Source organism: Streptomyces sp. NPDC091682 (assembly GCF_044756625.1).
Classification (GTDB): domain Bacteria; phylum Actinomycetota; class Actinomycetes; order Streptomycetales; family Streptomycetaceae; genus Streptomyces.
This window is the reverse complement of sequence record NZ_JBIVTH010000015.1, coordinates 1-17326: the sequence shown is the minus strand read 5'-3', so window position 1 is coordinate 17326 and position 17326 is coordinate 1. Positions and strand designations below refer to the sequence as shown.

At 71.0% G+C, this 17326-nt stretch carries 16 protein-coding genes and 1 tRNA gene; 8 read left to right on the top strand and 9 right to left on the bottom strand.

The genetic code is table 11. The features are described 5' to 3' along the window. The first annotated feature begins 36 nt into the window (after positions 1 to 36). The 3 genes from ACIQK6_RS29965 to ACIQK6_RS29955 all read left to right on the top strand — a co-directional run bounded on the left by ACIQK6_RS29965 (position 37) and on the right by ACIQK6_RS29955 (position 3084). Complete coding sequence (locus tag ACIQK6_RS29965) at positions 37 to 729, top strand: LuxR C-terminal-related transcriptional regulator (RefSeq protein ID WP_329101247.1); 693 nt, start codon at positions 37 to 39, stop codon at positions 727 to 729. 117 nt (positions 730 to 846) lie between these two features. Further along, entirely contained in the window at positions 847 to 1806 is a 960-nt protein-coding gene (gene galE, locus ACIQK6_RS29960; RefSeq protein WP_329101249.1) for a UDP-glucose 4-epimerase GalE, read from the top strand. 507 nt (positions 1807 to 2313) lie between these two features. Next, complete coding sequence (locus ACIQK6_RS29955) at positions 2314 to 3084, top strand: response regulator transcription factor (protein ID WP_329101251.1); 771 nt, start codon at positions 2314 to 2316, stop codon at positions 3082 to 3084. On the opposite strand, the gene ACIQK6_RS29950 is transcribed toward ACIQK6_RS29955, so the two are convergent. Then, complete coding sequence (locus ACIQK6_RS29950) at positions 3043 to 3540, bottom strand: MarR family winged helix-turn-helix transcriptional regulator (RefSeq protein WP_073919162.1); 498 nt, start codon at positions 3538 to 3540, stop codon at positions 3043 to 3045. The two genes, ACIQK6_RS29955 and ACIQK6_RS29950, sit on opposite strands and share 42 nt — an antisense overlap. 161 nt (positions 3541 to 3701) lie before the next feature. On the opposite strand from ACIQK6_RS29950, the gene ACIQK6_RS29945 reads away from it, so the two are divergent. Beyond that, positions 3702 to 4559, top strand: a complete 858-nt coding sequence (locus ACIQK6_RS29945) for a trans-aconitate 2-methyltransferase (protein ID WP_329101255.1) — start codon at positions 3702 to 3704, stop codon at positions 4557 to 4559. Between the two features lie 2 nt (positions 4560 to 4561). Continuing rightward, entirely contained in the window at positions 4562 to 4954 is a 393-nt protein-coding gene (locus ACIQK6_RS29940) for a VOC family protein (protein WP_329101257.1), read from the top strand. Positions 4955 to 5034: 80 nt separating this feature from the next. Here the strand turns inward: ACIQK6_RS29940 and ACIQK6_RS29935 are convergent, their stop codons facing one another. Both ACIQK6_RS29935 and ACIQK6_RS29930 read right to left on the bottom strand, forming a co-directional pair. Next, positions 5035 to 5709: a TetR family transcriptional regulator gene (locus ACIQK6_RS29935; RefSeq protein WP_030008903.1), complete on the bottom strand. Its 675-nt coding sequence runs from the start codon at positions 5707 to 5709 to the stop codon at positions 5035 to 5037. Further along, positions 5706 to 6686, bottom strand: a complete 981-nt coding sequence (locus ACIQK6_RS29930) for a fatty acid desaturase (RefSeq protein WP_329101260.1) — start codon at positions 6684 to 6686, stop codon at positions 5706 to 5708. Before ACIQK6_RS29930 ends, ACIQK6_RS29935 begins: the two co-directional genes overlap by 4 nt. Before the next feature lie 354 nt (positions 6687 to 7040). Here ACIQK6_RS29930 and ppc point away from each other — a divergent pair, with 354 nt between their 5' ends. Further along, positions 7041 to 9803: a phosphoenolpyruvate carboxylase gene (gene ppc, locus ACIQK6_RS29925; RefSeq protein ID WP_402695799.1), complete on the top strand. Its 2763-nt coding sequence runs from the start codon at positions 7041 to 7043 to the stop codon at positions 9801 to 9803. A gap of 93 nt (positions 9804 to 9896) precedes the next feature. Beyond that, the gene (locus tag ACIQK6_RS29920; RefSeq protein WP_402695798.1) at positions 9897 to 10496 is read left to right on the top strand and encodes a Uma2 family endonuclease; all 600 of its coding nucleotides are present in this window, start codon (positions 9897 to 9899) and stop codon (positions 10494 to 10496) included. A gap of 6 nt (positions 10497 to 10502) precedes the next feature. On the opposite strand, the gene pth is transcribed toward ACIQK6_RS29920, so the two are convergent. The 6 genes from pth to ACIQK6_RS29890 form a co-directional block, all read right to left on the bottom strand. Continuing rightward, a complete protein-coding gene (gene pth / locus ACIQK6_RS29915; protein WP_327735792.1) occupies positions 10503 to 11093 on the bottom strand; it encodes an aminoacyl-tRNA hydrolase in 591 nt (196 codons plus the stop codon). A 98-nt stretch (positions 11094 to 11191) separates the two neighbouring features. Beyond that, positions 11192 to 11767, bottom strand: coding sequence for a 50S ribosomal protein L25/general stress protein Ctc (locus ACIQK6_RS29910; protein WP_329101267.1), 576 nt, complete (start codon positions 11765 to 11767; stop codon positions 11192 to 11194). Between the two features lie 193 nt (positions 11768 to 11960). After that, positions 11961 to 12938 carry a ribose-phosphate diphosphokinase gene (locus tag ACIQK6_RS29905; protein WP_329101269.1) on the bottom strand — a complete coding sequence of 326 codons (978 nt, stop codon included), beginning with the start codon at positions 12936 to 12938 and terminating at the stop codon, positions 11961 to 11963. Between the two features lie 133 nt (positions 12939 to 13071). Beyond that, complete coding sequence (gene glmU / locus ACIQK6_RS29900; RefSeq protein WP_329101271.1) at positions 13072 to 14517, bottom strand: bifunctional UDP-N-acetylglucosamine diphosphorylase/glucosamine-1-phosphate N-acetyltransferase GlmU; 1446 nt, start codon at positions 14515 to 14517, stop codon at positions 13072 to 13074. A 106-nt stretch (positions 14518 to 14623) separates the two neighbouring features. Then, positions 14624 to 14698 (bottom strand) — tRNA-Gln (locus ACIQK6_RS29895). Between the two features lie 29 nt (positions 14699 to 14727). Then, positions 14728 to 15618: a hypothetical protein gene (locus ACIQK6_RS29890; RefSeq protein ID WP_402695794.1), complete on the bottom strand. Its 891-nt coding sequence runs from the start codon at positions 15616 to 15618 to the stop codon at positions 14728 to 14730. Positions 15619 to 15749: 131 nt separating this feature from the next. Between ACIQK6_RS29890 and ACIQK6_RS29885 the strand changes: the two genes are divergently transcribed. Then, complete coding sequence (locus ACIQK6_RS29885; protein ID WP_402695792.1) at positions 15750 to 17024, top strand: sensor histidine kinase; 1275 nt, start codon at positions 15750 to 15752, stop codon at positions 17022 to 17024. Positions 17025 to 17326 lie beyond the last annotated feature (302 nt).

The window sequence follows — 17326 nt, the reverse complement described above, 5'->3', positions numbered from 1 at the left end:
GCTTGCCGGGTCAGAAGGGTGGGGGGTGCTTCCTCAATGGGCGTACGGGTCGTCGTGGTCGACGAGCACCGGCTGCTGGCCGAGGCGCTCGCCTCTGCCCTGAAGCTGCGCGGGCACCGGGTACTGGCAGCCGCGGCGCCGACGGCGGGCGCCGCCGAGCTGGTCATCAGCCGCGCTCCGGAGGTCTGCCTGCTCGGCACCGCCACCCCCGCCGAGCCCGGGGTCTTCGAGCCCGTCGTCCGCATCAAGCGGGAGCGCCCGCAGATCGCCGTGGTCGTGCTCGGCCCGGTGCCCAGCCCGCGCGGGATCGCGGCCGCCTTCGCCGCCGGCGCCTCGGGGTACGTACGGCAGGACGAGCGCATCGAGGGCGTGGAGCGGGCGCTGGCCAAGGCCAGGGCGGGGGAGGTGGCGATCGCCCCGCAACTGCTGCAGGGGGCCTTCGCCGAGCTCCTGAACCCCGCCGCCCAGCCCGACGACGAGGGGAGCCGGCTGCTGCGGCTGCTCACCCCGCGCGAGGTGGAGGTGCTCGTCCGGGTCGCCGAGGGCGAGGACACCCGGCTGATCGCCGCGGGCATGGAGATCGCCCCGAGCACCGCCCGTACGCACGTGCAGCGGGTGCTGATGAAGCTGGGTGTGGGATCCAGGCTGGAGGCGGCCGCGCTGGCCGCCCGCACCGGTCTGCTGGACCGGGCGCTGCCCACGCCGCCGTCCGCCGCCGCGCGCGGCTGACGCACGGGCCGGGGCGGGGCCGGCCCCCGATTTCCCCGTGGGCGCGGAATCGGGTAAGCCAGTGTCCAAGCACGCGCACGTACCCGCGCGTGCTCCCGCGCGAGAGGCAGTAGGCGAGTGAGCAAGTACCTGGTAACCGGTGGCGCCGGATACGTCGGCAGCGTGGTCGCGGCCCACCTTCTGGAGGCCGGCCACGAGGTCACCGTCCTCGACGACCTGAGCACGGGCTTCCGCGCGGGGGTCCCGGAGGGCGCCACCTTCATCGAGGGCCGCATCCAGGACGCGGCCCGGTACGTGGACGGCTCCTTCGAGGCGGTGCTGCACTTCGCGGCCTCCTCGCAGGTCGGCGAGTCCGTGGTGAACCCGGGCAAGTACTGGGAGAACAACGTCGGCGGGACGCTGGCCCTGCTGGCCGCGATGCGCGGGGCGGGCGTGCGCAAGCTGGTGTTCTCCTCCACCGCCGCCACCTACGGGGAGCCGACGGAGGGCCTGCTGACGGAGGCCTCGGTGACCGCACCGACCAATCCGTACGGTGCCTCGAAGCTGGCCGTCGACCACATGATCGCGGGGGAGTGCGTGGCGCACGGCCTGGCCGCGGTGTCGCTGCGCTACTTCAACGTGGCCGGCGCCTACGGGCAGTTCGGTGAGCGCCACACCCCCGAGACGCACCTGATCCCGCTGGTCCTCCAGGTCGCCCTGGGCGAGCGGGAGTCGATCTCGGTGTTCGGCGAGGACTACCCGACCCCGGACGGCACCTGCGTGCGCGACTACATCCACGTCGCCGACCTCGCGGAGGCCCACCTGGCCGCCCTGCGGGCCGCCACCGGCGGGGAGCACCTGATCTGCAACCTGGGCAACGGCAACGGGTTCTCGGTCCGCGAGGTCGTCGAGACCGTCCGCAAGGTCACCGGCCGGGAGATCCCCGAGGTGGTCGCCCCGCGCCGGGCCGGCGACCCGGCGATGCTCGTCGCCTCCGCGCGCACGGCCCACGAGCGCCTCGGCTGGACCCCGAGCCGCTCGGACCTCACGGGGATCATCACGGACGCGTGGAACTTCGCGCGTACGCACACCTCCTGAACCTCCTCAACCCCCTGACCTCCCGGAGCTCCGGTATCCGTCCGGACCTCCCCTGGTCCTGCGCGCCCCCCGCACCCCGATCGGTGCGGGGGGCGTGTGCGTGTCGGGTGCGCGCTGCGGACGAGCGCTGTGCGCGGGCGCCCGGCGTGCACACGCCGGGTGAAATACCCCCCGTGCAACTGCCCGCGGCACACGCCCGTACCGAGGCCGTCATCAAGACCTTCGGCACGGTTGATTTCCAGCCACCATGGAGGTGGTTCGGAACGCCCGCGCCGGAAAATCCCCGGGAAAACTTCTGCTATTCGGCCAACCGTCGGACGCCCCCGGCCCTACGCTGATGCGTGACACCGGTGGGGGCCGGTGTTGATTCAGGGGTCGAGACAAGTCGGGTACGTCGTCCGGTCCGGGGTAGTGCAGATGTGTCACGGCGGCGGCCGGGGCAGCTGCGGATCACCCGGTCCGGGCGCCGTACCCGCCGTCGTCCGTTCCCCTACCCTTGGGGGTTTTGTGGTTCGTATCCGGGTTCTCGTCGTCGACGATCACCGCATCTTCGCCGAATCGCTCGCAGCCGCGCTCGCGGCCGAGCCGGACGTGGACGTGTCCGCGGCCGGCAGCGGCCCCGCCGCGCTGCGCTGCCTCGAACGGGCGGCGGCCGAGGGCCGCCGCTTCGACGTCCTGCTGGTCGACGCCGATCTCGGCGCGGTCCCGGGGGCCGTGCCCGCCCAGCGGGAGTCCGGCTCCGGGCCACCGATGCCGCCCGCCTCGGACGGGATCGCGCTGGTCGCAGGGGTGCGGGTGTCCCACCCCGGGGTCCGCACCGTCGTGCTCGCCGAGCGCGACGACCCCCGCCGGGCCGCCCTCGCGCTCCAGGCGGGAGCCTCCGGCTGGGTGGCGAAGGACTGTTCGCTCTCCCGGCTGCTGGCCGTGATCCGCGGGGTCCTTCGCGAGGAGACCCATCTGCCCCCCGCACTGCTCACCGGGGTGCTCCGGGAACTGACCGCGGCGCGCAAGCACCGTACGGACAGCGAGCGGCTGGTGGAATCGCTGACCCCGCGGGAACACGAGGTGCTGCGCTGCATGGTGGCGGGGCTGGGCCGCAAGGACGTGGCGGCGCGGTTGTTCCTGTCCCCGCACACGGTCCGCACCCACATGCAGAACGTGCTGGGCAAGCTCGGGGTGCACTCCACGCTGGCCGCCGTGGCACTGGCCCGACGGGCCGGCGTCCGGCCGGCCGACCTAGCCGGGGATGTTGTCGAACGGAGCGGTCAACTGGCGTAGCAGCCCGGCGAGGTCGCCGCGCTGACCCTGCGAGAGCTGGGCCAGGATCGCCCGTTCCTGGGCCAGCAGCCCGGCGAGGGCCTGGTCGGCGCGGTCCCGGCCCTCGGGGGTGAGCCGCACCAGGACCCCCCGGCGGTCGCTGGGGTCCGGGAGGCGTTCGACGAGGCCCTTCTTGGCCAGCCGGTCGATGCGGTTGGTCATGGTGCCGGAAGTGACCAGGGTCTGGGTCAACAGCTGGCCGGGGGAGAGCTGGTAGGGCGCGCCGGCGCGGCGCAGCGACGTCAGGACGTCGAACTCCCAGGGCTCCAGGCCGTGCTCGGAGAAGGCCAGCCTGCGGGCCCGGTCGAGATGGCGCGCGAGCCTGCTGACGCGGCTCAGCACCTCGAGCGGTTCCACGTCGAGGTCAGGGCGCTCCCGCCGCCATGCCGCCACCAGTCGGTCGACCTCGTCCTCCATGCCGATCAGTGTAAGGGGTCTGTCGATGTGAAGTCTCTTCATGTCGAGCATCTCGATCACGAGTATCTTGACATCGAGATATAAATGGAGCGAGCATGGGGCATGGAGGGGGCCGGAACGGATTCCGCTTCCGATCGCCCCGCCAGCAGGGAGGCTCGAACATGTATTCCGATACCGCGCGCGCCGGGACCCCCACGTCCACCGCGCCCTCCGCCCCCACCTGGGACCCCCAGCAGTACCTCCGGCACTCGGGCCACCGCACACGGCCCTTCCTCGACCTGCTCACCCGCATACCCGAGCTCCCCCAGCGCCCCGCCCGCATCGCCGACCTCGGCTGCGGCCCCGGCAACGTCACCACCCTCCTCGCCGAGCGCTGGCCCGAGGCCCGCATCACCGGCTTCGACCTCTCCCCGGAGATGCTCCACCTGGCCACCGCGGAGCACGCCGGGCCCACCCCCGGCGGCGGCGACCTCGACTTCCGCCACGGGGACCTCGCCAGCTGGCTCCCCGAGGAGCCTTACGACCTGATCGTCTCCAACGCCGCCCTGCAGTGGGTCCCGGGCCACCCCGGCTCCTTCGGCGCCTGGATCAACGGCCTGCGCCCCGGCGGCACCTTTGCCTTCCAGATCCCCGGCAACTTCACGGCCCCCAGCCACGCCCTGCTCGCGCAGCAGTGCGACACCCCGCGCTGGCGGGCCCGGCTCGCCGGTCACGGCGCCCGCTACATCCATCTCCTCGAACCCGCCGAATACCTCGCTCGGTTCACCGAGCTCGGCTGCGCCGCCGACATCTGGGAGACCACCTACTACCAACTGCTCCAGGGCCCCGACCCCGTGCTCGACTGGGTCAAGGGCACCGCCCTGCGGCCCGTCCTCACCGCCCTCGGCGACGACCGCGACGCCGTGGACGCCTTCCTCACCGAATACCGTGACCGGCTGCGCGCGGCCTATCCGACGGGCCCGCGCGGCACCGTCTTCCCCTTCCGCCGCATCTTCGCCGTGGCCCGCAAGGAGGCATGACCATGTTGACCGCAGTCGACCACGTGCAACTCGCCGCGCCGCCGGACTCGGAGGACCGGCTCCGCGCGTACTACACGGACGTCCTCGGCATGACCGAGATCCCCAAGCCGCCGGTCCTCGCCGCCCGTGGGGGGTGCTGGTTCGCCGCCGGGCCCGTCCAGCTGCACCTCGGCGTGGAGGAAGACTTCCGACCCGCCCGCAAGGCCCACCCGGGGCTACGGGTGACCGACATCGAGGCGTACGCGATCAGACTGCAGGAGCGGGGGGCCGAGGTGGTCTGGGACGACGACCTACCGGGCCACCGCCGCTTCTATTCCGAGGACCCCGTCGGCAACCGGCTCGAATTCCTGGAACGGCACCACCCGGAACCGGCAGCGCCGGAGCCCTGCGCATAAGACGCACCGCACGACGGCGCCCCGCCACCGGATCTCCGGTGACGGGGCGCCGTCGAGTCGTCGTGTCGTACGTGACGGGCTCAGTTCTTGCGCCGGCCCACCAGCTGCGGCTTCGACTCCAGCCCGTCCAACCCGTGCCAGGCCAGGTTCACCAGGTGCGCCGCCACCTCCGCCTTCTTGGGCTTGCGCACGTCCAACCACCACTGCCCGGTCAACGCCACCATCCCGACCAGCGCCTGCGCGTACAGCGGGGCCAGCTTGGGGTCAAAGCCCCGCGCCTTGAACTCCAGCCCCAGGATGTCCTCGACCTGCGTGGCGATGTCACTGATCAGCGAGGCGAAGGTGCCGGTCGACTGGGCGACCGGGGAATCCCGCACGAGGATCCGGAAACCGTCCGTGTACGACTCGATGTAGTCCAGCAGCGCGAACGCCGCCTGCTCCAGCAGCTCCCGCGGGTGCCCGGCCGTCAGCGCGCCCGTCACCCCGTCCAGCAGCTGGCGCATCTCCCGGTCCACGACGACCGCGTACAGGCCCTCCTTGCCGCCGAAGTGCTCGTACACCACCGGCTTGGACACCCCGGCCTTCGCCGCGATCTCCTCCACCGAGGTGCCCTCGAAGCCCTTCTCCGCGAACAGCGTCCGGCCGATGTCCAGCAGCTGTTGACGCCGCTCCGCGCCCGTCATCCGGACCCGGCGGCCGCGCCTGGGCTTGTCACTGCTGGAGTTGCTGCCGTCGATCGCCACGCCCCCCATCATGCCGCGTTCGACTCGTTTTCCCTGCGCCGGGCGTCGATGCGGGTCGCCGACGGCCAGCGGACGTCCGTCGCCCAGCCCAACTGCTCGAACCAGCGGATCAGCCGCGCGCTGGAGTCGACCTGACCGCGCAGCACGCCGTGCCGCGCCGACGTCGGGTCCGCGTGGTGCAGGTTGTGCCAGGACTCCCCGCAGGACAGCACCGCCAGCCACCAGACGTTGCCACTGCGGTCACGGGACTTGAACGGCCGCTTGCCCACCGCGTGGCAGATCGAGTTGATCGACCACGTCACGTGGTGCAGCAGCGCGACCCGCACCAGGGAGCCCCAGAAGAACGCCGTGAACGCACCCCACCAGGACATCGTCACCAGACCGCCCACCAGCGGCGGGATCGCCAGCGAGAACATCGTCCAGAAGATGAAGTCCCGCGAGATCCGGCGGATCGCCGGGTCCTTGATCAGGTCCGGGGCGTACTTCTGCTGATCGGTCTGCTCCTCGTCGAACAGCCAGCCGATGTGCGCCCACCACAGCCCCTTCATCAGCGCCGGCAGCGTCTCCCCGAACCGCCAGGGCGAATGCGGGTCACCCTCGTGGTCCGAGAACTTGTGGTGCTTGCGGTGGTCCGCCACCCAACGCACCAGCGGCCCCTCCACCGCCATCGACCCCATCACGGCGAGCGCGATCCGCAGCGGCCGCTTCGCCTTGAAGGAACCGTGCGTGAAGTAGCGGTGGAAACCGATGGTGATCCCGTGGCAGGCCAGGAAGTACATGAAGACCATCAGACCGAGGTCCAGCCAGCTCACCCCCCAGCCCCAGGCCAGCGGCACCGCCGCCAGCAGGGCCACGAAGGGCACGGCGATGAACAGCAGCAGGGCGATCTGCTCGATGGACCGCTTGTTCTCGCCGCCCAGCGTCGCGGACGGCTCGGACGTGTCGGAGGGCGCGGAGCCGCCCTCGATCAGATCGGGACTGGTGGTCATGGGTGTCCCCTGGGGGGTGAGAGAAGTCGGCGGGCTCCCCGGCTACGAACCCTACGGACCCGTAACCTACGGCATCGTAAGTATGGCAAAACCGGGTACGCAGGCAAGAGGGGCAGCGCCGGGAGGAGGAGCGCGCGCGAGGTGTTCACGCGCCGCCTGATGAGACGTTTGCCCAGGCACACGCCTCGGCCACCTATCCTGGGTCCCGTCGGACAGCGCGGTCCGCACGGGCAGCCCGAGCTGCACATCAGGAGCGGAGATCCCGCCCCCCGGACCGAGTCCGGGACGGCATCACCGCACGCCGCCGGGAGCCCACCGCCCAGTAGCGCTCGAACACTGCAAGGAGCCGCACCTGTGAGCAGTGCTGACCAGGCCCCCCAGGGCCAGGCCCCCGTCACCCCGGCCGCCACCGCCAACGCGGAACTGCGCGCGGACATCCGCCGCCTCGGCGACCTCCTCGGGGAAACCCTCGTACGCCAGGAGGGCCAGGACCTCCTCGACCTCGTCGAGCGCGTCCGCGCCCTCACCCGCACCGACGGCGAGGCCGCCGCCGCCCTGCTCGGCGACACCGACCTGGAGACCGCCGCCAAGCTCGTGCGCGCCTTCTCCACCTACTTCCACCTCGCCAACGTCACCGAACAGGTGCACCGCGGCAAGGAACTGCGCGCCCACCGTGCCGCCGAGGGCGGGCTCCTCGCCCGCACCGCCGACATGCTGAAGGACGCCGACCCCGAACACCTGCGCGAGACGGTCAAGAACCTCAACGTCCGCCCCGTCTTCACCGCACACCCCACCGAGGCGGCCCGCCGCAGCGTCCTCAACAAGCTGCGCCGCATCGCCACCCTGCTGGAGGAGCCCGTCACCGGCGCCGGCGACCGCCGCCGCCACGACCTGCGCCTCGCCGAGAACATCGACCTCGTCTGGCAGACCGACGAACTGCGCGTCGTGCGCCCCGAGCCCGCCGACGAGGCCCGCAACGCCATCTACTACCTCGACGAGCTCCACGCCGGCGCCGTCGGCGACGTCCTGGAAGACCTCGCCGCCGAGCTCCAGCGCGTCGGCGTGGAGATCCCCGCCGGCACCCGCCCGCTGACCTTCGGCACCTGGATCGGCGGCGACCGCGACGGCAACCCCAACGTCACCCCCGACGTCACCCGCGACGTGCTGATCCTCCAGCACGAGCACGGCATCACCGACGCCCTGGAACTCATCGACTTCCTGCGCGGACTCCTCTCCAACTCCATCCGCTACACCGGAGCCACCGAGGAACTCCTCGCCTCCCTCCAGGCCGACCTGGAACGCCTCCCCGAGATCAGCCCCCGCTACAAGCGGCTGAACGCCGAAGAGCCGTACCGCCTCAAGGCCACCTGCATCCGGCAGAAGCTCCTCAACACCCGCGAGCGCCTCGCCAAGGGCATCCCCCATGAGGAGGGCCGCGACTACCTCGGCACCGCCGAGCTCCTCACTGACCTCACCCTCATCCAGACCTCCCTGCGCGAACACCGCGGCGCGCTCTTCGCCGACGGCCGCATGGACCGCACCATCCGCACCCTGGCCGCCTTCGGTCTCCAGCTCGCCACCATGGACGTCCGCGAGCACGCCGACGCCCACCACCACGCCCTCGGCCAGCTCTTCGACCGCCTCGGCGAGGAATCCTGGCGCTACGCCGACATGCCGCGCGAGTACCGGCAGAAGCTCCTCGCCAAGGAACTGCGCTCCCGCCGCCCGCTCGCCCCCACCCCGGCCCCGCTCGACGCCGCCGGAGCCAAGACCCTCGGCGTCTTCGGCGCCATCAAGGACGCCTTCGAGAAGTTCGGCCCCGAAGTCATCGAGTCCTACATCATCTCGATGTGCCAGGGCGCCGACGACGTCTTCGCCGCCGCCGTCCTCGCCCGCGAGGCCGGCCTCATCGACCTCCACACCGGCTGGGCCAAGATCGGCATCGTCCCGCTCCTGGAGACCACCGACGAGCTGCGCGCCGCCGACGTCATCCTCGACGAGATGCTCGCCGACCCCTCCTACCGGCGCCTCGTCTCCCTGCGCGGCGACGTCCAGGAGGTCATGCTCGGCTACTCCGACTCCTCCAAGTTCGGCGGCATCACCACCTCCCAGTGGGAGATCCACCGCGCCCAGCGCAGGCTGCGCGACGTCGCCCACCGCTACGGCGTGCGCCTGCGCCTCTTCCACGGCCGCGGCGGCACCGTCGGCCGCGGCGGCGGCCCCTCCCACGACGCGATCCTCGCCCAGCCCTGGGGCACCCTCGAAGGCGAGATCAAGGTCACCGAGCAGGGCGAAGTCATCTCCGACAAGTACCTGGTCCCCTCACTGGCCCGGGAGAACCTCGAACTGACCGTCGCCGCCACCCTGCAGGCCTCCGCCCTGCACACCGCGCCCCGCCAGTCCGACGAGGCCCTCACCCGCTGGGACGCGGCCATGGACGTCGTCTCCGACGCCGCACACGCCGCGTACCGCGAGCTCGTCGAGGACCCCGATCTGCCCGCGTACTTCTTCGCCGCGACCCCCGTCGACCAGCTCGCCGACCTCCACCTGGGCTCCCGACCCTCCCGCCGCCCCGACTCCGGCGCCGGCCTCGACGGCCTGCGCGCCATCCCGTGGGTCTTCGGCTGGACCCAGTCCCGCCAGATCGTCCCCGGCTGGTACGGGGTCGGCTCCGGCCTCAAGGCCCTGCGCGAGGCCGGCCAGGACGACGTCCTCGCCGAGATGGGCGGACGCTGGCACTTCTTCCGCAACTTCCTGTCCAACGTCGAGATGACACTGGCCAAGACCGACCTGCGGATCGCCCGCCACTACGTCGACACCCTCGTGCCCGACCACCTCAAGCACGTCTTCGCCCGCATCGAGGCCGAGCACGAACTCACCGTCCGCGAGGTCCTGCGCATCACCGGCGCCGAAGAACTCCTCGGCTCGAACCCGGTGCTCCAGCAGACCTTCGCCGTACGCGACGCCTACCTGGACCCCATCTCCTACCTCCAGGTCTCCCTGCTGGCCCGCCAGCGCGCGGCCGCCGCCCGCGGCGAGGAGCCCGACCCGCTGCTCGCCCGCGCCCTGCTGCTCACGGTCAACGGCGTCGCCGCGGGCCTGCGCAACACCGGCTGACGTCGCGCGCCGGTATCCGTGTCCGTCACCCTTTGTGATGACGGACACGGATACCGGGCGCTACCGTGGACGTCCAGGACCACAATCCCGTCCATGGGAGCAACCATGACTGCCGAGCCCGTACACGACTGGTCGAGGCCGCCGTTGGACGGGTACACGGTGGACGACCTGCTGACGCTGCCGGACCTCCCGCGACACACCGAGCTGATCGACGGGAGCCTGGTCTTCGTGAGTCCGCAACGCTTCATCCACTCAGATCTGATCGACTTCCTCGTCACCAGGCTGCGACTGACCGCCCCCCGGCACACGAGGGTCGCGCGCGAGATGACTGTGGTGATCGACAAGCGCAACGGGCCCGAACCAGACATCTCAGTCGTGCGGCGAGAAGCCTGCACGAGCCCCATGCAGACCCACTTCTATGCCGCCGATGTCCTGCTCGCAGTGGAGGTGGTCTCGCCCGAGTCCGAGGCCCGGGACACCAAAGCGAAGCTGCACAAGTACGCCGCTGCAGGTATCCCGAACTACTGGATCGTCAAGATCGAGGGCGACGAAGTCATCGAACCGGTCGTGTACCTCTACGAGCTGGACCCCCACACACGTGCCTACGTCTGCCAGGGGATCCACACCAAGCCGTTCAGCGTCGACCGGCCCTTCGCCGCCGAAATCGACTTCGACGGGCTCGACGAGATGTAGCGGTGGTCAGGAGTTGTACGCCGACTGGGCCCGCTCCAGGCCCTCCTGGACCAGGCACTCCACCGAGTCCGCCGCCCGGTCCACGAACCAGTCCAGCTCCTTGCGCTCCGTGGAGGAGAAGTCCTTCAGCACGAAGTCCGCGACCTGCATCCGGCCCGGCGGCCGCCCGATCCCGCACCGCACCCGGTGGTAGTCGGGGCCCATCGACTTGGTCATCGACTTCAGGCCGTTGTGCCCGTTGTCCCCGCCGCCCAGCTTCAGCCGCAGCGTCGGGTAGTCGATGTCCAGCTCGTCGTGGACCGCCACGATCCGCTCCAGCGGCACCTTGTAGAAGTCGCGCAGCGCCGTCACCGGGCCGCCGGACAGGTTCATGTACGTCATCGGTTTGGCCAGCACCACCCGGCGGTTGGCCGGTCCCGGCGGACCCATGCGGCCCTCGACCACCTGGGCCCGGGCCTTGTGCGCCTTGAACTTCCCGCCGATCCGCTCCGCCAGCAGATCGGCCACCATGAAACCGATGTTGTGGCGGTTGCCCGCGTACTCCGGTCCCGGGTTCCCCAGGCCCACGATCAGCCAGGGCGCCGCGTCGTCCGACATCAAAAGCTCCTCGGTTCCTCTACGAAGACGACCGCCGTCCCGCTCCAGTGGAGCCGGACGGCGGTCGATCAGCAACTGCTGAGGGGGTGGGGCGAGGCTCAGGCCTCGGTGCCCTCGGCGGCCGGCTCCTCGGCCTGCGGGGCGACGACCTGCAGGACGGCGATGTCGCCGTCGACGGCCAGGGTGGTGCCGGCCGGCAGGACCAGGTCGGAGGCGTGGATGGTGGCGCCGGCCTCGAGGCCCTCGATCGAGACGGTGACCTCGGTCGGGATGTGGGTGGCCTCGGCCTCGACGGAGATGGTGTTCTGCAGGGTCTCCAGCAGGTTGCCACCGGCGGCCAGGTCGCCCTCGGTCACGATCGCGACGTCGACGGTGACCTTCTCGCCCTTCTTGACGATCAGGAAGTCGACGTGGGAGATGGAGCGCTTCAGCGGGTGCTTCTGCACGGCCTTCGGGATGACCAGCTCGGTGCCGTCGCCCGCGATGTCCAGGGAGATCAGGACGTTCGGGGTGCGCAGCGCCAGCAGCAGGCCGTGGCCCTCGACGTTGACGTGCTTCGGGTCGTTGCCGTGACCGTAGATGACGGCGGGAACCAGGGCGTCGCGACGGGCCTGGCGGGCAGAGCCCTTGCCGAAGGTGTCACGGAGCTGGGCGGAAAGCTTGACCTCGGACATGCTCACTCCTCGTGGGGTGACGGAAATGGACGGACGTCACCCGGCCGGAACGGCCTGCTACGAAGAGCGCGTCGATAACGGAGCATCCGTACCGGAAAACAGGTACGGCCTCCCTCGCCGAGCAACTCATGGAGTGTACCCGGCGGGGAAGGCCGCACCAAAAGGATCTACCGCACAGCGGTCACCTCAGGCCCTACTGCTGCTCCTCGAAGAGGCTGGTGACCGAGCCGTCCTCGAAGACCTCGCGCACGGCACGCGCGATCATCGGGGCGATCGACAGCACCGTGATCTTGTCGAGCTCCAGGTCGGAGGGGTCCGGCAGGGTGTTCGTGAAGACGAACTCGCTGACCTTGGAGTTCTTCAGGCGGTCGGCCGCCGGGCCCGACAGGATGCCGTGCGTGGCCGTCACGATGACGTCCTCGGCGCCGTGCGCGAACAGCGCCTCGGCCGCGGCGCAGATGGTGCCACCGGTGTCGATCATGTCGTCGACCAGGACGCAGACGCGGCCCTTGACCTCGCCGACGACCTCGTGGACGGTCACCTGGTTGGCGACGTCCTTGTCACGGCGCTTGTGCACGATCGCCAGCGGCGCGTCCAGCCGGTCGCACCAGCGGTCGGCCACGCGCACACGGCCGGCGTCCGGGGACACGATCGTGAGCTTCGTACGGTCCACCTTGGCGCCGACGTAGTCCGCGAGGACGTTCAGGGCCGAAAGGTGGTCCACCGGGCCGTCGAAGAAGCCCTGGATCTGGTCCGTGTGCAGGTCGACCGTGAGGATGCGGTCCGCACCCGCGGTCTTCAGCAGATCGGCGACCAGACGGGCCGAGATCGGCTCGCGACCCTTGTGCTTCTTGTCCTGGCGCGCGTACCCGTAGGACGGGACGATCACGGTGATGGAGCGCGCCGACGCGCGCTTCAGCGCGTCGATCATGATCAGCTGCTCCATGATCCACTTGTTGATCGGAGCCGTGTGGCTCTGGATCAGGAAGCAGTCCGCGCCGCGCGCCGACTCCTGGAAGCGGACGTAGATCTCGCCGTTCGCGAAGTCGAAAGCCTTGGTCGGCACGAGGGCGACGCCCAGCTGGTGCGCAACCTCCTCGGCCAGCTCGGGGTGGGCGCGGCCGGAGAAGAGCATCAGCTTCTTCTCGCCGGTCGTCTTGATCCCGGTCACAGCACAGTCTCCTCAGACGTGTTGAAGCTGCTCGCCCCCATGTGCGTCCGTCCCGCACACGGTGAGCCAGCCGAATTGCGTGCACCTATCACGGTACGCCGTCCCGGGCGTACCTGTTTCCGGTCAGTTCACCTCAGGGGCGCTCGGCGTCCTCCGGGGCCGCCGACTGCGCCGCCGTGGCAGCCGCACTGCCCGGACGCTTGCGGGCCACCCAGCCCTCGATATTCCGCTGCTGGCCACGGGCCACGGCCAGGGCGCCGGGCGGCACGTCCTTGGTGATCACGGACCCGGCGGCCGTGTAGGCGCCGTCCCCGATGGTGACGGGAGCCACAAACATGTTGTCCGAGCCCGTCTTGCAGTGCGAGCCGACGGTCGTGTGGTGCTTGTGTTCGCCGTCGTAGTTCACGAAGACGCTCGCGGCGCCGATGTTGGTGTACTCGCCGATCGTCGCGTCGCCCACGTAGGACAGATGGGGGACCTTGGTGCCCTCGCCGATCGTCGCGTTCTTCATCTCGACGTACGTACCGGCCTTGGCCTTGGCGCCGAGGTTCGTGCCGGGGCGCAGGTACGCGAAGGGACCCACGCTCGCCTGCGGGCCCACGACCGCGCTCTCGGCGACCGTGTTGTCCACCCGGGCGCCCGCGCCGACGTGCGTGTCCTTCAGTCGGGTGTTGGGGCCGACCTCGGCGCCCTCGGCGATGTGCGTGGCGCCCAGCAGCTGGGTGCCGGGGTGCACGATCGCGTCCTGCCCGAAGGTGACGGTCACGTCGATGAAGGTGCCGGCCGGGTCGACGACCGTGACGCCCGCGAGCATGGCCCGCTCCAGCAGGCGCGCGTTCAGCAGCGCGCGGGCCTCGGCGAGCTGCACGCGGTTGTTGATCCCGAGGATCTGCCGGTGGTCGCTGCCGACGGCGGCGCCGACGCGGTGCCCGGCCTCGCGCAGGATGCCGAGGACGTCGGTGAGGTACTCCTCGCCCTGGCTGTTGTCGGTACGGACCTTGCCGAGGGCGTCGGCGAGCAGGGCGCCGTCGAAGGCGAAGACGCCCGAGTTGATCTCGCGGATCGCGCGCTGGGCGTCGGAGGCGTCCTTGTGCTCGACGATGGCCGTCACGGCGCCGCCGGCGTCGCGGACGATGCGTCCGTAGCCGGTGGAGTCGGGGACCTCGGCGGTCAGCACGGTGACGGCGTTGCCGTCGCTCTCGTGGGTCCGCGCGAGCGCGGCCAGGGTCTCCCCGGTCAGCAGCGGGGTGTCGCCGCAGACGACGATCACGGTGCCGGTGATGCCGCCGCCGAGCTCTTCGAGGGCCATGCGGACGGCGTGCCCGGTGCCGTTCTGCTCGTACTGGACGGCGGTGCGGACGTCGGCGTCGATGCCGGCCAGGTGCGCGGTGACCTGCTCGCGGGCGTGCCCGACGACCACGACGAGGTGCTCGGGGTCCAGCTCGCGGGAGGCGGCGACGACGTGACCGACGAGCGAGCGCCCGCAGATCTCGTGGAGAACCTTGGGAGTCGTCGACTTCATGCGGGTGCCTTCACCCGCTGCGAGTACGACGACGGCTGCCGGGCGGTTGGCGCTCACGGGGATGCCCTTCGGCTTCGGGGGTGGACCCGTGAAGGATACCGGGGTGCCGGTGGCCCCGAACGAACGCGGGTCCCGACCGTGAAGGTCAGGACCCGAACTCGATTGGCTCCCCTGCCAGGACTCGAACCTGGAACAAATCATCCAAAGTGACCCGTGTTGCCGATTACACCACAGGGGATAGTAAACCCGGGTGAACCGGACATTTAGTCACTTGGTCGAACCCGCGGACCCCACTATGCCGCACCAAGCCCCTTCTATGCGACGGTACAACTCGCAACTGGCCGCCACTCGGACGATCAGGCATCCCCGGTACTCCGACCCGGTGTTCTGTCGCACGGTCTTCGGATTGTGCTTCTTGAGCGTGGTTCTCTGCAACTGGGCGCGCTCCGCCCCAACGGCGTCGGCCCAGTACTGCTCGGCGCCGTCCACATCTGCGGATTCGTGGATCATCACGCGGAACTTCAGTCGGTCGCGTGGAATGCCGATGAGTCGCAGCCACGCCATGTACACGTGGATGACGCCCGGGTCGCTGTTGATGAAGGTGACCGTCTCGCTGCGTCGGTACGGCTTGCTCTTGGAGCCCTCTGCCCAGTAGAGGGCGACGCCCGCGATGAACAGTTCGCGGTCGCTGAGTGCGCCGACGTCCTCGCGTGCCGCCTCGATGACCGCGTCCCGCGCTTCCTCGCGGCGGGGGCCTTCGTGGGCCCATCGCTTGAGCGCGGCATCCCGCCCTTGTTCTGCGGGGGATCGCTGATCGACTTTTGGGAGGTCGCGGACCCAGAGGGAGATCGAGCTCTTCGAGCAGCCGAGCTCCAACTGGATCTGGTCGTAGGTGAGGCCCTGGAGGCGGAGTTCGCGGGCCTTGGCGCGGAGGTCGTCCTTGGCGTTCGGGCGTTTCGTCCATTCGGGCGGCGGCTCGCCCTCCAGGAGGCGGTTGAGGATGTCGTTGTTGTGGACCTGTAGGCGGTCGCGGATCTGGCGCCGGCTGAGGCCCTCCCGGCGCAGGGCCATCGCCTGCTCGCGCAGGGATTCGAACGTCGTGGACCCCGTGCGAAGGCCACCGGTGCCGTCGCCGGGGCGACGTCGGATCTCGTTCATGGTCCCAATGTCGTCCGGAATGCGATATTCAGATCTCATTTGGTAGGCGTTTCCGTCGTACGTGCGATTACTTGCGGTTCTCGGGATTTTTGTTCGACCGTGTGCTGTGGGCGCTGCGTACGCTGGACGGCATGACGAAAGCGGGGGAAGTGGAAGGCCGTGCAGGGCCACCTTGGTGGTGGGCGCGGCGGCGGGACGTCGTGGTGGACGTGGCGCTGGCCGCGGTGTCCGCGGCGGAGTGCGCGTGGGAGGGGATCCGCTTCGCGCACGAGGCCGGGATCCCCGTGGCCGCCGGGGTGCTGTTCGGTGCCGTGGTGGGGGCCGTGCTGGTGCTGCGGCGGCGCTGGCCGATCGCCGTGGTGCTGGTGGGGATCGCCGTGGCGCCGGCCGAGATGGGGTTCCTGCTGTCGGTGGCGGGCATGTACTCGCTCTCCTCGTCCGAGGTGCCCCGGCGGATCATCGCCGCGCTGGCCTCGATGTCGCTGGTCGCGACCTTCGTCGTGATGTACCTGAAGACGCGCGGGGACGTGGAGGCCGATCCGGCGCTCGTGGTCGCGCTGTCCGGGTTCGTCGCGGTGGCGCTGACCGTGCCCCCGGTGCTGCTCGGGCTCTACATCGGCGCCCGCCGGCGGCTGATGGAGAGCCTGCAGGAACGGGCGGACTCGCTGGAGCGGGAGCTGTCGCTGCTGGCGGACCGGGCGGAGGAGCGGGCCGAGTGGGCCCGTACGGAGGAGCGCACCCGGATCGCGCGGGAGATGCACGACGTGGTCGCGCACCGGGTGTCGCTGATGGTGGTGCACGCGGCCGCGCTGGAGGCGGTGGCGGTCAAGGATCCGGCGCGGGCGGCGAAGAACGCGGCCCTGGTGGGGGACATGGGGCGGCAGGCGCTGACGGAGCTGCGCGAGATGCTCGGCGTGCTCCGGGCGCCGCCCAAGCCGGCCCCGGCTCCCGTGCCCGCGGTGCCCGCCGTGGCCGTCGCGGCGGTGGCGTTCGCGGGGGGTGGAGGTGCGGAGGACGGGCCCTCGCTCGGCGAGCTGGAGGTGCTGGTCGGCCAGTCGCGGACGGCGGGGATGACCGTGGAGATGCTGGTGCACGGCGAGTGGGCGGCGTACGCGGCGGAGGTGGAGCAGACGGCGTTCCGGGTGGTGCAGGAGGCGCTCACCAATTGCCACAAGCACGCCCCGGGCGCGCGGGTCGTGGTGCGGCTCGCGCACCGGGCCGGGGAGGTGGCCATGCAGGTGGAGAACGGCCCCTGCGACGGGCAGGCTCCGGAGCCGGGGCTGCCCAGTGGGGGGAACGGGCTCGTCGGGATGCGGGAGCGCGTTCTCGCGCTGGGCGGGGTGTTCGTGTCCGGGCCGACCGAGGCGGGCGGCTTCAAGGTCTCGGCGGTGCTGCCGACGGCCTAGCCGGGCGGGTCGCTCCCGCGGGGGCCGGTGCGGTTCGCTCCCGCGGGGCCGGTGGGGGTCGGCCTGCGGGCCGGGATCCGGGTCCGGTGTGGGCTGGTGCGGGTCGGCCTGCGGGCCGGGATCCGGGTCCGGTGTGGGCTGGTGCGGGTCGGCCTGCGGGCCGGGATCCGGGTCCGGTGTGGGCTGGTGCGCGGGGCCGGGGAGGGGTGTCTCCTCGGCTCGCGCCAGGCGGGCAGGTCTCGGCTGCGTACGGTGGTTGCGCGCTCGTCCTGCGGGGACACCCCTCCCCGTCCCCGCTCCCC

Bases quoted from the DNA above. Each gene is read 5' to 3' on its own strand.
- ACIQK6_RS29935 (WP_030008903.1), bottom strand. From the start codon at position 5,709: ATGATGGGGGGCGTGGCGATCGACGGCAGCAACTCCAGCAGTGACAAG.
- ACIQK6_RS29940 (WP_329101257.1), top strand. From the start codon at position 4,562: ATGTTGACCGCAGTCGACCACGTGCAACTCGCCGCGCCGCCGGACTCG.
- ACIQK6_RS29910 (WP_329101267.1), bottom strand. From the start codon at position 11,767: ATGTCCGAGGTCAAGCTTTCCGCCCAGCTCCGTGACACCTTCGGCAAG.
- ACIQK6_RS29945 (WP_329101255.1), top strand. From the start codon at position 3,702: ATGTATTCCGATACCGCGCGCGCCGGGACCCCCACGTCCACCGCGCCC.
- ACIQK6_RS29920 (WP_402695798.1), top strand. From the start codon at position 9,897: ATGGGAGCAACCATGACTGCCGAGCCCGTACACGACTGGTCGAGGCCG.
- ACIQK6_RS29950 (WP_073919162.1), bottom strand. From the start codon at position 3,540: ATGGAGGACGAGGTCGACCGACTGGTGGCGGCATGGCGGCGGGAGCGC.
- ACIQK6_RS29930 (WP_329101260.1), bottom strand. From the start codon at position 6,686: ATGACCACCAGTCCCGATCTGATCGAGGGCGGCTCCGCGCCCTCCGAC.
- ACIQK6_RS29890 (WP_402695794.1), bottom strand. From the start codon at position 15,618: ATGAACGAGATCCGACGTCGCCCCGGCGACGGCACCGGTGGCCTTCGC.
- pth (WP_327735792.1), bottom strand. From the start codon at position 11,093: ATGTCGGACGACGCGGCGCCCTGGCTGATCGTGGGCCTGGGGAACCCG.
- ACIQK6_RS29965 (WP_329101247.1), top strand. From the start codon at position 37: ATGGGCGTACGGGTCGTCGTGGTCGACGAGCACCGGCTGCTGGCCGAG.
- ACIQK6_RS29885 (WP_402695792.1), top strand. From the start codon at position 15,750: ATGACGAAAGCGGGGGAAGTGGAAGGCCGTGCAGGGCCACCTTGGTGG.